The 13,876-nt window shown below is 69.8% G+C and carries 13 protein-coding genes and 1 pseudogene; 6 read left to right on the top strand and 8 right to left on the bottom strand.

What is annotated here, in order from left to right:
• Positions 1-58: 58 nt before the first annotated feature.
• Positions 59-344, top strand: a pseudogene (locus AB0I98_RS48100) (oxidoreductase); the annotation flags it as partial.
• Positions 345-523: 179 nt separating this feature from the next.
• Here the strand turns inward: AB0I98_RS48100 and AB0I98_RS48105 are convergent.
• Both AB0I98_RS48105 and AB0I98_RS48110 read right to left on the bottom strand, forming a co-directional pair.
• Positions 524-1,762 carry a hypothetical protein gene (locus AB0I98_RS48105; RefSeq protein WP_362952594.1) on the bottom strand — a complete coding sequence of 413 codons (1,239 nt, stop codon included), beginning with the start codon at positions 1,760-1,762 and terminating at the stop codon, positions 524-526.
• A gap of 377 nt (positions 1,763-2,139) precedes the next feature.
• The gene (locus AB0I98_RS48110) at positions 2,140-3,249 is read right to left on the bottom strand and encodes a serine hydrolase domain-containing protein (protein WP_362952596.1); all 1,110 of its coding nucleotides are present in this window, start codon (positions 3,247-3,249) and stop codon (positions 2,140-2,142) included.
• A gap of 360 nt (positions 3,250-3,609) precedes the next feature.
• Between AB0I98_RS48110 and AB0I98_RS48115 the strand changes: the two genes are divergently transcribed.
• Positions 3,610-3,792: a nitroreductase gene (locus AB0I98_RS48115; RefSeq protein ID WP_362952598.1), complete on the top strand. Its 183-nt coding sequence runs from the start codon at positions 3,610-3,612 to the stop codon at positions 3,790-3,792.
• A gap of 101 nt (positions 3,793-3,893) precedes the next feature.
• Here AB0I98_RS48115 and AB0I98_RS48120 read toward each other — a convergent pair whose 3' ends face one another.
• From AB0I98_RS48120 to AB0I98_RS48130, 3 genes are all read right to left on the bottom strand, one after another.
• Positions 3,894-4,688, bottom strand: coding sequence for a MerR family transcriptional regulator (locus tag AB0I98_RS48120; RefSeq protein WP_362952600.1), 795 nt, complete (start codon positions 4,686-4,688; stop codon positions 3,894-3,896).
• A 23-nt stretch (positions 4,689-4,711) separates the two neighbouring features.
• Complete coding sequence (locus AB0I98_RS48125) at positions 4,712-5,566, bottom strand: alpha/beta hydrolase (RefSeq protein ID WP_362952602.1); 855 nt, start codon at positions 5,564-5,566, stop codon at positions 4,712-4,714.
• A 568-nt stretch (positions 5,567-6,134) separates the two neighbouring features.
• The gene (locus AB0I98_RS48130) at positions 6,135-6,743 is read right to left on the bottom strand and encodes a TetR/AcrR family transcriptional regulator (protein ID WP_362952604.1); all 609 of its coding nucleotides are present in this window, start codon (positions 6,741-6,743) and stop codon (positions 6,135-6,137) included.
• Between the two features lie 88 nt (positions 6,744-6,831).
• Between AB0I98_RS48130 and AB0I98_RS48135 the strand changes: the two genes are divergently transcribed.
• Positions 6,832-7,776, top strand: a complete 945-nt coding sequence (locus AB0I98_RS48135; RefSeq protein WP_362952606.1) for an aldo/keto reductase — start codon at positions 6,832-6,834, stop codon at positions 7,774-7,776.
• A 196-nt stretch (positions 7,777-7,972) separates the two neighbouring features.
• On the top strand, positions 7,973-9,277 hold the full coding sequence (locus AB0I98_RS48140) for a GDSL-type esterase/lipase family protein (RefSeq protein ID WP_362952608.1): 1,305 nt from the start codon (positions 7,973-7,975) through the stop codon (positions 9,275-9,277).
• On the opposite strand, the gene AB0I98_RS48145 is transcribed toward AB0I98_RS48140, so the two are convergent.
• Positions 9,271-9,939 (bottom strand): TetR family transcriptional regulator, encoded by a 669-nt coding sequence (locus AB0I98_RS48145; protein ID WP_362952610.1) that lies wholly within the window; start codon positions 9,937-9,939, stop codon positions 9,271-9,273. The two genes, AB0I98_RS48140 and AB0I98_RS48145, sit on opposite strands and share 7 nt — an antisense overlap.
• A 140-nt stretch (positions 9,940-10,079) precedes the next feature.
• Here AB0I98_RS48145 and AB0I98_RS48150 point away from each other — a divergent pair, with 140 nt between their 5' ends.
• Both AB0I98_RS48150 and AB0I98_RS48155 read left to right on the top strand, forming a co-directional pair.
• Positions 10,080-11,198, top strand: coding sequence for an NAD(P)/FAD-dependent oxidoreductase (locus AB0I98_RS48150; RefSeq protein ID WP_362952612.1), 1,119 nt, complete (start codon positions 10,080-10,082; stop codon positions 11,196-11,198).
• A gap of 190 nt (positions 11,199-11,388) precedes the next feature.
• Entirely contained in the window at positions 11,389-12,000 is a 612-nt protein-coding gene (locus AB0I98_RS48155; protein ID WP_362952614.1) for a GPP34 family phosphoprotein, read from the top strand.
• A 35-nt stretch (positions 12,001-12,035) separates the two neighbouring features.
• On the opposite strand, the gene AB0I98_RS48160 is transcribed toward AB0I98_RS48155, so the two are convergent.
• On the bottom strand, positions 12,036-13,307 hold the full coding sequence (locus tag AB0I98_RS48160) for a GAF domain-containing SpoIIE family protein phosphatase (RefSeq protein ID WP_362952616.1): 1,272 nt from the start codon (positions 13,305-13,307) through the stop codon (positions 12,036-12,038).
• A 374-nt stretch (positions 13,308-13,681) separates the two neighbouring features.
• Positions 13,682-13,876 (bottom strand): ATP-binding protein (locus AB0I98_RS48165; RefSeq protein WP_362952618.1); only part of this gene is annotated, 195 nt, incomplete at its 5' end.

Consider the following 13,876-nt stretch of genomic DNA (forward strand, 5'->3'; position numbering starts at 1 on the left):
CGCCGAACGGCAGCAGGCGGGGATCGAGGCGGAGATCGACCGGCTGGCCCGGCGCGGACTGAGGGTCCTCGCGGTCGCCGAGCGGGTCGCTCCCGGTTGTCTCCCTCGAACTGCAGCAGCCCGACGGCGCCCTGCTTCCCCCCTGGGCCCCCGGCGCCCACATCGACCTGCTCCTTGAGACCGGTCTCGTACGCCAGTACTCCCTGTGCTCGACACCCGGTGACCCACACCTGCGAGAAGGCACCACAGTGCGAGCCCGCGGGCCGCGCAACAACTTCCCTCTCGTCCCGGCCGAACGCCACCTGTTCATCGCAGGCGGCATCGGCATCACACCGATCTTGCCCCGGCCGTCCTCCACCAACGGCCGCTGGACCGGCCCGGCGTCTGCCCCCGACCGGGCTCCGCCGCGTTCCACCCCGCTACCGCATCCAGCGCACCACGGTCACTGCAGCCTCCGCGTACGGCAGCCGACCGCGGGAACTGGTCGGTCGGCTGCCGGCGGGCCGGGGGCAGGCCGGTGGGGTCAACGCGGGCCGGACAGGACGTGAGCGGTGCCGGGCAGGCGCTTTGTGGTGGCGGACGTGGACTTCTTCGGGGTGGCGGTGACCACGGCAGCGCCTTCCTTGCAGTGATCGGCCTTCTCCGCCGCCGTCATGGGGCGGGAGACCCAGTCGACGACGCCCATCTCCTGCGGGACGGGACCGGTGGCGGTGAAGTCACGGACGTACCAGATGTAGTGACCCCATTTGCGGTCCTCGTACGTCACCGTGTACTCACCCCCGGCGGTCTGCATCTTGGTGTTCCGGTTGACCCAGCCGACCTCCCCGGCCGGGACGGTGAGGTCCGTCTCGTCGGTGACTCGGTTCTCCCAGTTCCACTCATGTCCGTAGGTGGCCTTGAAGCTGAGGCTGTATTCCCCGCCGACCAGGGCATTTCCGATCTTGTAGCTGGCTCCCAGCTCGACGCTGAGCGAGTTCTTGCCGCCGGTGGCGTCCGACCAGGTCATCTTCTTCACCTGCTCGATGCTCGTGCAGTTGTACGCCCGGGCCACCTCGTGCGCCCCGCCATAGCTGTAGGTGACGTCGCCCTTGTGCTCGAACTTGCAGGTCGCGATCTTCTCGTCGCAGTCCGCGAAGAGCTGGGCGGCGGTCGGCGACTCCGCGTAGTTCCACTGGATGGAGCTGGTCCGGTTGTCCACACCGTCCCCGACCGCGAGTTGACCGCCGATCTGCCAGCTGGTGGAGTCGCCCTTCAGCTCCGGGTCGGCAAAGTGCCGGGCCTGGCAGTCGTTGAAGGTCTGGTACGAGCTGATGGCGTCGTTGAACTCGGCGGGCACCTGGTCGACCTGGAAGCCCGGCCCGTCGGGGGTGCACTTGCTCTCGGCGGTGAAGCTCATCGACTTGCCCGTGTGGTCCGCGTCCAAGTACTCGGTGCCGATCACGACGGACGGCTCCGCATCGGCCCGCAGCTCGGCGGCAGTGCCCGCCACGTCGATCTTCTTCTGGAAGGCCGGGTTGGCGACGGCTGCACGGACGTCCAGCGGAGCGTCCTTGACCCGGCCGTCGGTGGCTGCCGCGATGGCCGCCCGATAGGTCGGGAAACACTGCACGGGACCGCCGGATATATCGACGGTGCAATGTGATCCGGCTGCCTGTGAACCGGGCTCGGTGGTGGTCGCTAACGCAGCGATCGGCACGGTAAGGGCCAGCACACTGGTGCCTGCCGCCGCGATGATCACGGTCTTCTTGGAACGGCTCTTCATCCGGTGCTTCATCTGCGGTTTGCCTCTTCGGGGCCAGGGGATCGCCGACCAGCCGCACGAGCAATTGACTGGGCCAGTGCTTACGGGCAGGGAGGCTAGTCCAGCGACTCAGGAGGCTTCTGGGGCTTGAGGGAAATCTGAGGTGCCTGGTACCAAGTCGGCGTCGCTTTCTGGACCTTGGGCCGCTCGGAGTTGTTCCACGCTCGCGCCACGACCGGAGTGCTGGGGAGGGCGCGTGGGCGAGCCTGCGGAGGCGGACTACTTCGCGCGGCCGGTCGACGGGACCGGCGGCTACCGAATCGCCTCGGCCAGGTCACCTGCCACACCGAAGGCGTCCAGCACCGCCCCGTACAGATCCTTACTCAGGGGCAGGAGACTCACTTTCGGCACAATGCGTTCTCCACCAGTTGGTGAGCGACCTTCTCCTGCCCGACCTCGTTTTCCAGTGAGTCGCTGAGCCGCGTAGACATCGCTACGACCACGCTGCGTCGGCCGTCACCCATGACGCCGTTTCGTGTCTTGTAGCCGATCTGGTCGCCGCCATGGCTCCAGAACCTCCCGCCGCAGGACAGCGGGCGGGAGAGGAGGCCGAGGCCGTAACGGGCGCCCGGCAGGATGTGGTTGGTCTCCTCGTCCACGGGGACGGTTTGCCGCATCTGCTTCTGCTGCTCCGGGCGCAGTAGCTTGCCGGCGAGCAGAGCTCGGAAGAAGCGGTCGAGGTCGGCCGTAGTGGAGATGAGGCCGCCGGACGCATCCGCGTCGATCACTTCGGTGACGTCCACCAGCGGACCGCCGGACGGGAAGCGTTGGTAGCCGCGCAGATGCGGGTGAGGCAGGGAGGGGGAAGTGCCCGGCCAGATGGTGTGGTTGAGGTGGAGCGGGTGGATGATCCGGTCGTTGACTTCCTCGTACCACGGGCGGCCGGTCACCTTCTGGACGACCATGCCCAGGACGGCGTAACCCGTGTTGGAGTAGCTCCATCCCCGGCCAGGCTCGAACACCGGCTTGTGCCGCATCGCCAGGGCCACGATCTCCTCGGGCGTGCGGATCTCATAACGTTTCGCGTAGTACTCCTCGGCGGAGTCATACCCGGGATAACTCTCGTCGGAGATGCCACTGGTGTGCTGGAGGAGCTGGCGGACGGTGATCTTGTCGCCCCGATTGCCGTTGCCCTGCACCACGCCGGGGAGCCAGCGTTCTACGGTGCTGTCGAGCCCGAGTTTGCCCTCCCCCACCAGTTGCAGCACGACCGTGGCCACGAACGTCTTGTTGTTGCTGCCGATCCGGAAAGAGGACCCGGGGGCGACCGGGCGGTTGGTCTCGATGTCGGACACGCCGCTGCTCGCGGTCACGGTCCTGCCACCGGGGCCGGTCACCCGCGCCTGGACACCCGTGACCCCGAACGCGCGGATCGCGTCGGTGTCGCGTTGCAGCGCGGACTTGCCGTAGTGCGGTTGCTGCTGGTCCTGTCCCGGCGGCCCCGCCATGGCTGGAACTGTGGCCAGGCTTCCGCTGCGGCCAGCACCAGTGCTCCTGTCACAAGCTTTGAACTCATATGCATGCTCAAAGCGTTGATGGTACGGAAGACGACGGCCATCCGGCTGTCCTCCGGCTGTGAGGTGGGGCCAGCCCTAGGCATCCACGCCCGACATGGAGTTTTCCGAGGCGATCCGCCGTCGGCGCATGGTCCGACTACTCCGAGAAGCCGCTGGCGCCAGAGGTGATCGAGCGGATCCTCGCGTCCGCGCTCCGAGCCCCTTCGGCCGGCTTCTCCCAGGGCTGAGCGTTCCCGACCCTGACCGACCTCACTGACCGCGCTCGCTTCTGGCGCGTGCTTCTGCGGCATCATGCCCGAGCAACTCGAGGACTTCCGGGCCGAGTTCGGGATACCCGGCGAGTACGACCCCATCGGCGCGATCACGGTCGGCTACCGCGCCGACGACCTACCCACGCAGAGTCCTCGGGTCGGAGAACGCAGACGTGGCTCGGGTGAGGTCATCCACCGCGGATACTGGGGCCGATACGCCTGAACCTCCCCGCGACACGGTCCCTCGTGGGCGACGAACGAGGTGAGCTCGCCGGGACCGTATCGACGCCGTTACTACGGCTGTCTCGACTACTGCGGTCTTTACTACTGCGTTCCGGTCGGCCCCCATGTCCGGTCCACGCGCTCAAGCTTCGTCCAACCGGTCCAGCCGCGTTCCCTCAGCAGCTCGATCAGTCGACGGGCAGGCGGTGCGGTGTTGAAGGCCAGTGTGTCCATCAGCGTCACGAATGGCGGCTCGATGTCGGTGTCGTCGACGTAGTCCTCGCCGTGCTCGTCGGCCATCTGCGTGAGGTGGGCGGCCAGTTGGTCGGCCAGTTCGACCAGCCGTGGGTCGTCGTCGGTCCAGTCGAGGGCCTGGCTCAGGGTGAGATAGAAGTCGATCAGGTGGGCGTCGGCGATCTGCTCCCGCTTGCGTGCCGTCCACTCCGGGACGCGTTCCGGTGAGTGCGCGGCCAGCGGGATCCAGCCGTCGCGTTCGACCTGGACGATCCGCTCGTCGACGCCGAGCGCCCGCAGTCGGTCGAGGAACTCGACCACCTCCGGGGGCAGTACGAGGTTGTCGCCGGCGGCGATGTGGGCGATCCGCTCGCGGTGCCGCTGCCGCACCCGGATCTCCTCCCGCAGTCGTTCGTCGATTTCTGCGACGGCCGCGGCGAACTCCTCCGCGTCGGCTTGGAGCAGCTCCCGCACGCGAGCCAGCGGAACCCCGGCCTCGGCGAGCGTCCGGATCTTGATCAGCTCGACCAGGGCATCGGCACCGTACCTCCGATAGCCGGAGTGGTCCCGCTCCGGCTCGGGCAACAGGCCCTTGGCGTGATAGTGCCGCACCGCGCGCACCGTCACTCCGGCGTACGACGCCAACTCGCCGATGGTCAGCATGGGACCAGTCTCCTCGGAGCCGTTCAGGGCGTCGCCCTGCGGGCCGGTCGGTGCGCTGCTCTCCGGATGATGTCCGCGATGTCCGGGGCGTGGGTGAAGACCAGCCGGTGGCCGGTGTCGAGCCAGGACGTGGAGACGTGCGGCCGCTCCTGAACGAGCCGCTCGACGCCGGCACGCCAGAGCCGGTTGTGCCGCGGCGCACGCCCTTCGGTGCTGTCGCCGGCTATCGCGGTCGACATGATCATGGTGATGGGGTGGTCGATCTTCCGGTACCGGTCGAGGGTCCCGGACCGCACCTCGTCGATCTCGAGGTTCAGGGCCAGGATGTCCTCGGCGGTGAGCGAGACCTGATGTGCGGTGCCCTTGGCCCGCTCGGACCGTTGCGCCTGGTCCTGCGCCATCGCACGGAAATCCGCCAGGTCCACGTCGGTGATGAACGGTTCCGGCAACGGGTTCGCCCCGTCGATGAGGACCAGCCCGGCGACGGCGTCAGGGCACTCGGCGGCATGGTGCACCGCCAGGTCCGCGCCCAGCGAGTAGCCCACGAGCACGGGCGCCGAGGGCAGGTCCTGGCGATGCAGCTCGGCCAGCACGGCGGCTAGGTCGCTGAGAAACGCGTCGAAGGTGTATCGGTCGGCTGCGGAGGCGAGCCCGTGGCCCCTCAGGTCGAAGGTCGTCACGTCGTGGTCGCGTCGAAGGAGCTCGGTCAGCTCGCGCAGGTCGGCCTGTGTCGAGTTCAGTCCAGGGCACAGGACGAGCGGACGCCCTCGGCCGCCACGGGATATCGGGATCCTGACGCCGTCATGCTGAACCGTGTAGTGCCGCATCGTCCCGTCGCCTCTCTCGTCCCGCTCCGCGTCGTCGCCGTTCGTGGTCATGCCGCCATGCTGTGAGGTTGCCCCTGCGTCAGGGTCAAGCGTCACGGCGACACTCCACCGGGACGGCCGGGGTGCCTGTGCGCAGCAGTCGTCTGTCCATGGCGCCGGAGACCCCCGGTCTCGTGAGGGTTCGGTCGCGGTTCGGATGCGTGGAACCGGGCCGCGGCCAGCCACAGTTGGGCCGCGAGAGCGAGGTTCGCGGCGATCCGTGCGACAACTGCGCGTACGGGTAGGCCCCGGTCGTGGCACGGGGCGCATCCGCCGTTGGATCCGCGCGCCTGCCTGTACGTCCACGCCGCCCACGACGACACTGTCAGGTCCGCCCACGTAGCCCTCGATGGAAGCGCTCTTTGAGGTGCAGACCTTCCGCACCTCGCGCCGCCGGATCACCATGAACGCCGGTCCCAGGCTGAGCAGTCCCAGCGCGTTGCGCGCGAACGCCAACGCAAGCGCCGGCCCGGCGGCATACGCCGTCACCGGCCCGGTCGGGGAGAACGACACCACCGCGACCAGCACAGCGGCGATGGAGACGGCATTAAGAGCATTGCGCGCGCGTGACGCGGAGCGACTATCTCGGCGTCAGCGCATCCATGACCAGGTCGATCAGCCGTTCCGTTCGTGCCGGGGTGTCGCCGGTGGTGCCGGCGAGGAAGATCCCCAGCAGCATGACGGTGACGTCCTCCGGTTCGACGTCGGGGCGGAGGGAGCCGTCTTCGGCTCCGCGGGCGAGGATCGCGGCGATGGCGGAGGTGATGCGTTCCCGGGTGGCCGGCGTGGCGATCCGGCCGGAGGCCCAGGCGGTGCGGAGGGTGTCGGCCATGCCGCGCTTGGTGGCGATGAAGGCGGCGTAGCGCACCATCCACGCTCGGAGGGCCGCATCCGCCGGTAGTTCCTGGAGCAGGGCGGGCGCGCTGCCGGTGACGTCGTCGAGTTCTGCGGCGTAGACGGCCTCGACCAGTGCCTCGCGGGTCGGGAAGTGGCGGTACAGCGTGCCGATGCCGACGCCGGCCTCGCGGGCGATGCCTTCAAGTACGACGGTGCCGTCGCCGGAGGCGAACGCGGCGCGGGCGACCTGGATGAGCTTGTCGCGGTTGCGGAGCGCGTCCGCGCGGGGGGTGCGGGCGCTGCGCGGCTTCCCGGGGCCGGTTTCTGGGGGCGTCGGGCCGGCGGGCTGCATAGCGGAGGTTCCTCCGGTTAGAGTGCTACAGTCGATGAAGCGGAGGTTCCTCCGCTTCTCTAATCGTCCCACGAGGACGCAATCTGCCATGACGGGCAGCAACACTCGTTCCTCTCAGCTCACGGCCAACGGCGCCCCGCGCGCCGGAGGGGCCGGGACGATCGCCGGTCGTACGGTCTCCCGCATCGGGTACGGCGCCATGCAGCTGGAGCGCCTGAACGCGGACCGCGACGCCGCGATCGCACTTCTGCGCCGTGCGCTCGAGCTCGGCGTCGACCACGTCGACACCGCCCAGTTCTACGGCGACGGTTTCGTCAACGGGCTCCTACGCGACGCGTTCCGCCCCGGGGACGGCGTCGTGGTCGTCAGCAAGGTCGGCGCCGATCCCCATCCGGGCGGCACCATTCCGGTGCGCCCCGCCCAGCGCCCCGAGCAACTGCGGGCGAGCGTCGAGGACAACCTCAAGGCCCTCGGCCTCGACCGGATCCCGGTGGTGAACCTTCGCCGTATGGACACCCGCCCGGGTCTGCTGGCCGAGGGCGACCAAGTGGTCGACCTGGACGACCAGCTCGCCGTGATGACCGCGCTGCGGGACGAAGGCAAGATCGGTGCGATCGGCCTGAGCAACGTCACCCCGGACACGCTGCGCCAGGCTCTTCCCGCCGGCATCGCCTGCGTGCAGAACGCCTACAGCCTGGTGTCACGCGGCGAGGAGGAGATGCTCCGACTCTGCCGCGACGAACGGATCGCCTGGGTGCCGTACTTCCCCCTGGGCGGTGCCTTCCCCGGCTGGCCGAGCGTGACCGACGATCCGGCCGTCATCGCCGCCGCGCGAGCCCGCGGCTGCTCACCCGCACAGATCGGCCTCGCCTGGCTGCTCCACCACTCGTCGAACGTGCTGCTCATCCCCGGCACCGCGGACGCCGAGCACCTGGAGGCGAACATCGCCGCCCAAGCCATCGAGCTCGACGCCGCCACACTGGCCACGCTGGACGCCGCCGGGTCACCGTCGACCGACGTCACGTTCGGCTGAGCCGGGCCCATCCTCAGGCCTCAGCCCGAGTCACCGCGCACGTCGTGACGAGGTAAAGGCACTGGCCCCGCGGGTAGTTGATGTCACGTCAGCCACTCAGGGAACGGACGTGCGCCGTGACGCCGGGCGTGGGAAGGGTCCGGCTGAACTCCGGTGCACTCGCCCGTACTTGCGCCTGTTGCGAAGGATGAGGTCGATGAAGATCAGAGCCTGGCACACCGCGATGGTCGCCGCGGCGGTCCTCTTCACGTTCACGCTGCTCGGCGGACCGTCACCCGCGGCGCAGCCCTACGATGCCCCGCGCCCGGCCGCCGACGCGGCGACGGCCGGACGGTCCGCCTGGTACACCTCCTGGGCGCAGTCCCAGCAAGGCCTGGCGGAGGAACCCCTCAGGAATCAGACCGTGCGCACCATCGCCCGGCTCAGCCAGGGCGGGAGCGCGGTGCGGATCCGTGTGCAGAACCAGTTCGGGCAGGAGCGCCTCGACATCGCGCACGCGTCCGTCGCCGTCTCCCGGGACGGCGGGCCCGCCGTGCGAACGGGCACCACCCGCGAGCTGACCTTCTCAGGGAGCGAGCAAGTCGGCGTGCCCGTGGGCGGCGAGGTGTGGAGTGATCCTGTACGGCTGCCGACCGAGGCACAGACCGATCTTGCCGTGAGCCTGCATGTGCCCGGCACGATCCGCCCCGGTGTGCACGGGGCGGCATGGCGCGACAACTACCTGACCTCGGCGGACTCCGGCGACCACACGACCGATGCCGACGGGTCTGCCTTCACGGTCACCACCCCGTCCACCTACCTGGTCAGCGCCGTCGACGTCCGCAGCCCACGGATACGCGGCACCATCGTGGCGTATGGCAGTTCGGTCGTCGACGGAGCGGGCAGCACCGACTGCGGCCCGGGTTGCACGCCGCATGGGACCGACCAACGCTGGACGGATGTCCTGGCCCGCCGGGTCGTCCGCGAACTTCCCGCCGACCGTCAGCTCGCCATCGCCAACGCCGGCATCAACGGAACGCCCAGCGCCCCGGACTGCCCCGGCACCTCCGACGTGTACGACGGCCTGGACGCGTCGGCCCGCCTCGACCGCGACGTGCTGGCCCTCCACGGTGTCACCGGCGTGATCTTCTTCTACGGCACCAACGACCTGCAGAACCGCTGCACGTCCGAGCAGATCCTCGACAGCTACCGCAAGGTCTTCAGCCGGCTGCGCGCGGCGGGCGTGAAGGTGTACGTCATACCCAGCACCCCGCGCCCCGGATACACGGACCAGATGAACCGGTACCGGTGGGACATCGGCACATGGGCGGGCCATCAGGGCGACTGCGGCGGCGCTTGCGACGGGGTCATCGACTTCGATCAGGTCATCAAGGACCCGGTCGCGCCGAACAGCATCAGCGCGAAGTACGACGTGGGCGACGGAGTGCACGTCAACATCGCCGGACACCGGGCCGAGGCGGAGACGATCTCGCTGCGCATGCTTCTGTCCTCCGGTTACTGAAGAGCAGCAATTCCGCTCAGGATGAGGTCGATGCCGGCGAGGAACTCGGTTCGGTCGTCGTGGTCGCGCAGTCGGTCAGCGACGTTACGGGTGAACGCGTACTCGTCGGGGTCGAGGTTTGCCCATACGGCCGCGGCGGCGTTGAGGAACTCGGCCCGGTTCGTGTCCGGCACTGCGCGGGCGTTGGCCGCGTTCTGTTCGCCCACTCCGAGGATGTAGTGCAGTAGCGCGGACGCGGCGGTGAACTGAGCGTCGTCGGGTACGCCGAGTGCTTGGACCTGGCGCCCTAGGCGCTCGAAGATCCGCAGCATGGGCGACTGCCCAGTGGCGCGGGCGAGTTGAGTGCCGATCCACGGGTGGGCGTCGATCGCGTCGAACACGCCGAGCGCGAGGGCGCGGATCGCCTCCTGCGGCGTTGTGTCGGCGGTGCCGGTGGTCATGGCGCCGTCGACGACGGCGTCGGCCGCGGCATGGAGGAGTTCGTCCTTGCCCGCGACATGCCAGTAGATCGCACCGGGCCCGGTGGCGAGGCGCTGAGCCAGCGCGCGGAACGTCAGTCCGCTCTCGCCCGCCGTGTCGAGAAGCCCGATCGCAGCCTCGACGATGCGCTCGCGGGAGAGCGGTTCGCCTCGCCGTTCTGGACTACGCGTCCTGGTTGCCATGCGGACATCCTGGCACACGCCTGGAACGCCGTTCCAGCTTGACATCTATGGAACGCCGTTCCAGGATGGAGCTGGAACGCTGTTCCATGGATGACCTCCGGGCGCCCACCCGGGCAGACTGCGACACGCAAGGAACCACCATGACCACTGACGTCACGATCATCGGCGCGGGGCTCGGAGGACTGACCCTCGCCCGTGTCCTCCACGTCCACGGCATTCCGGCGACGATCTACGAGGCGGAGACCTCGGCGACCGCCCGCACGCAGGGCGGCCAGCTCGATATCCACGACTACAACGGGCAGCTCGCACTCAAGGCCGCGGGCCTGTTCGAGGAGTTCCTCGGCCTCGTCCACGAAGGCGGTGAGGCGTCGCGCGTGCTCGACAAGGACGGAACCGTGCTCCTCGACGAGCCGGACGACGGTACGGGCGGGCGTCCGGAGGTCCTGCGTGGCGACCTGCGGCGCCTTCTGCTCGGCTCGCTGCCGGCCGACACGATCAAGTGGGGGCGCAAAGCCACCGCGGTCCGCCCGAGCGGCAACGGCCGGCACGAAGTGACGTTCGCGGACGGGACGATCGTAGAAACCGGTCTCCTGGTCGGTGCGGACGGGGCGTGGTCGCGGATCCGGCCGCTGCTGTCCGACGCACAACCCGAGTACGTCGGCGTCTCCCTCATCGAGACGTATCTGTTCGACGCCGACACCCGGCACCCGGCCGCCGCGAAGGTGGTCGGCGGCGGCTCGCTGTTCGCGCTCGCGCCGGGCAAGGGGATCCAGGCCCACCGGGAGAGCGGCGGGACCCTGCACACCTACGTCGCGCTCTCCAAGTCCCAGGACTGGTTCGCCGGCATCGATTTCACCGATTCAGCGGCGGCCACCGCACGGATAGCGCGGGAGTTCGCCGACTGGGCACCGGAGCTCACCGCGCTGATCACCGACGGTGAGACCGCGCCGGTCCTGCGCACCCTCAACTCCCTGCCGACCGGACACCGCTGGGACCGGGTACCGGGAGCGACCCTGCTCGGCGATGCCGCCCACCTCATGCCCCCGTCCGGCGAGGGTGCCAACCTGGCCATGTACGACGGCGCCGAACTCGGCAGGGCCATCGCCGCACACCCCGACGATGTCGAGGCCGCGCTCACCGAATACGAGCAGGCCCTGTTCCCCCGCAGTGCCACGGCCGCCACCGAAGCCACCCGCATCCACGAGCTCTGCTACGGCGCCGACGCACCCCACAGCCTCGTCGACTTCTTCACCGGCTGAGGAGGACGAGCAGTCGGCCCGGCCACCGCAGCGCGAGTGGCCGCCGACGTACTCGCCGCCGCCGTGCTGCGCGTCGGCTCCCCGCAGCACACTGTGGTGGTACGGCAGACCGCCCCGGTACGATCACCCGCCCCGGCGGACGACGCCGCAGCCGCGGATCATCGACGCCACTTACTGGGAGTCCGAGACCATGACCACAGCACGGGACCTGCTCATCGTCACCCTGGACTCCGCCGCCGACCGCCCCGCCGAGCAGGGCGACGTGTCGCTGGCGCTCGCCGGAGCGGAACTGCTCGACCTCGCCGACGCCGGGGCCGTCACCCTGGACGGCGACCACATCGTCCCCGGACCGCAACACGACCTGGATGACCGCCTGTTGAACGAGGCGGTGTCGGCCCTCGTACGACAGGCGCCGTACGAGTCCGTCGAGGAGTGGTTGTGGCGCCGGGGCCGCGGCCTGCATGCCGCGTATCTCGCCGCCCTGGAGGCGGACGGAGACGTCACCCGGCCACGCCGTCGCTGGAGTCCCCTCCGCAGCGAACGAACGGCAGCGGCAGTGCCCGACTCGCCGGCCCGGAGCCACGCGGCCGAGCGCTTGGCATCGGGCGAGCCCGTCCTCGCAGGTCTCGCGGCCGCTGTCGGAACCCGTGACGAGCCGTCCGAGGACCTCTCGGACCTCACCGACGACGCGGTCATCACCGTATTGGCGGCCGTGAGCGACGCGGTGACGGAGCTGGCGGCCGTACGGCAGCGGCGAAGCATCGAAGACGCGGCCTTCGACAACATCTGGCGGGGGCCGTGACCGGGCCGACGGTCACGCCCTCTGCCGCTCTCGGTTCAGGAGCTGGAGCGCTGCAAGTCGTAGTCGTGTGCGTGCGCCGAGCGGTGCTGGAGCCGGGCGGCCAGTGCCGCGACGTCGTCCTCGGCGTTGCGGGCGTCGAGGCGGGCGAGCGCCGTGTCCAGGACGTCCTCGACGCCGGCGGCGGCCGAGAAGCTGAGACCGGCCAGTCGGTGCAGGGACTGGTCGATGTCCTCACTTCGGCGCTCGACGAGTCCGTCGGTGAACAGCATGAGTGTCTCGGAGGGCTCGAGCCGGTAGGTCGCCGGCTGGTAGCCGCCGAGGCCGGTGCCCAGGGGTGGGCCGACCGGTACGGGAAGGAGTGCGACCCGGCCCTCTCCGTCGATCACGGCCGGCGGCAGGTGCCCGGCACTGGCCAGGGTCACCAGCCCGCGGACGGGGTCCACGCGCGCGATGAGGCAGGTGGCCGGGCGGCGGTCCGCCTCCCTGGAGGCGATGTCGTCGAGCTGGCGCAGCACGCGATGCGGAGGCAGGTCGGAGGAGGCTATGTACCGCAGGGCCGAGCGGTAGGCCGCCATGTCCACGGCGGCCTCCAGGCCGTGCCCCATGACGTCACCGACGACCAGGAGCGTACGTCCGAAGTGCAGCCGGACGGTCTCGCACCAGTCACCGCCGACCAGAGCCCGCTGCCCCACGGGCAGATAGCGGATGGCGACGTCCAGATTGGGGTGCGGCCGACCGGGTTCGGCGAGCAGCGCACGCTGCAGCTTGCCGACGATGCCGCTCACCGCGTCGTGCTCCCGGGCATGCCGGATGTTCGAGGCGGCGTGTTCCGCGAGGAACTCCACCAGCTCTCCCTCGGCGGGCGTGAACGGCGCACCCTCACGGGCGCACACCAGCAGGCCGTACTGGTGCCCACCGGCGGTGAGTGGCACGCACAACGCCGGCCGGGAGCCGTCGGAAGCCGCATGCACGACCCCGCCCTCCCCCAGCGCCGCCGACTCCCCCGCGACAGCCGTCGCCCACTCGACGCCGGGCAGCACCGCCGGATTCCCGCACACGGCCTCGTACTCCGAGCCGCCCCCGCTCCGCACCCGCAGGATCGCCGCCGCGGCTCCCACCTGGCCGGCGACCTCCCGGGTCAGCTCCGCACAGGTGGTGTCCTCGTCCAGCGTCGTACCGATCCGGCCCGCAGCCGACCGCAGCGCGCCCAACAGGGACGGCGCACCCACACCTCGCGCGGGCACACCGCCGCGACCGGCGGCCTCCACGGCCGCCGGACTGTGAAACGACTCGAACCACTGCGCCACAACCACCACCCTAAAGGCGTTGCAAACCGGCCAACGTAACTCCCAGGTTTCATCATATCGAACACGCATTCGCACGGGTGTGGCCGGTGGTCGGCATGCCGCGAACCCGCGGGCGTTGAGACGCCGCTCGTCCCATCGGACGGACTGCCGCCGGCGCCGCCGGATGGGCTCGTACGCACTCGGGACGTCGACCGGCCCTCAGTGCGGCGGAGGCTTCAGCGCGCCGCGGAACCCTCCTCCGGGCCACTCGTGCTCCCGCACGCTGACTGGGTTGGCGATCAAGCCAGTCCTTCAGGTGCGCGAAGGCGTGTTCGCTGACGACTCGTTCTGCGGCGATCAGCTGGGGTTCCGAAGGGCTGCCGCGGTGAAGCGCGTCATTCCTCGGCCGGGGTGGGGGCTCGGGGAAGGCGTAGTTGGAAGCATGCTCCGAGGGTTCGGGGGGTGAGGGTGAGGGTGCCTTGGTGGCGGTGTGCGAGGTCGCGGGCGATGGCGAGGCCCAGGCCGGTGCCGCCGTGGTCGCGGGAGCGGGCGTCGTCGAGTCGGACGAAGCGTTCGAAGATGCGCTCGGC

The sequence above is a fragment of the Streptomyces sp. NPDC050211 genome (genome assembly GCF_040656035.1).
Classification (GTDB): Bacteria; Actinomycetota; Actinomycetes; order Streptomycetales; family Streptomycetaceae; genus Streptomyces.

What these genes read in the sequence shown, in the direction of transcription:
- AB0I98_RS48130 (WP_362952604.1), bottom strand. Translation starts at nt 6,743, where the DNA reads ATGCAGCCCGCCGGCCCGACGCCCCCAGAAACCGGCCCCGGGAAGCCG.
- AB0I98_RS48155 (WP_362952614.1), top strand. Translation starts at nt 11,389, where the DNA reads ATGACCACAGCACGGGACCTGCTCATCGTCACCCTGGACTCCGCCGCC.
- AB0I98_RS48115 (WP_362952598.1), top strand. Translation starts at nt 3,610, where the DNA reads ATGCCCGAGCAACTCGAGGACTTCCGGGCCGAGTTCGGGATACCCGGC.
- AB0I98_RS48120 (WP_362952600.1), bottom strand. Translation starts at nt 4,688, where the DNA reads ATGCTGACCATCGGCGAGTTGGCGTCGTACGCCGGAGTGACGGTGCGC.
- AB0I98_RS48125 (WP_362952602.1), bottom strand. Translation starts at nt 5,566, where the DNA reads ATGACCACGAACGGCGACGACGCGGAGCGGGACGAGAGAGGCGACGGG.
- AB0I98_RS48105 (WP_362952594.1), bottom strand. Translation starts at nt 1,762, where the DNA reads ATGAAGAGCCGTTCCAAGAAGACCGTGATCATCGCGGCGGCAGGCACC.
- AB0I98_RS48140 (WP_362952608.1), top strand. Translation starts at nt 7,973, where the DNA reads ATGAAGATCAGAGCCTGGCACACCGCGATGGTCGCCGCGGCGGTCCTC.
- AB0I98_RS48110 (WP_362952596.1), bottom strand. Translation starts at nt 3,249, where the DNA reads ATGGCGGGGCCGCCGGGACAGGACCAGCAGCAACCGCACTACGGCAAG.
- AB0I98_RS48135 (WP_362952606.1), top strand. Translation starts at nt 6,832, where the DNA reads ATGACGGGCAGCAACACTCGTTCCTCTCAGCTCACGGCCAACGGCGCC.
- AB0I98_RS48145 (WP_362952610.1), bottom strand. Translation starts at nt 9,939, where the DNA reads ATGGCAACCAGGACGCGTAGTCCAGAACGGCGAGGCGAACCGCTCTCC.
- AB0I98_RS48150 (WP_362952612.1), top strand. Translation starts at nt 10,080, where the DNA reads ATGACCACTGACGTCACGATCATCGGCGCGGGGCTCGGAGGACTGACC.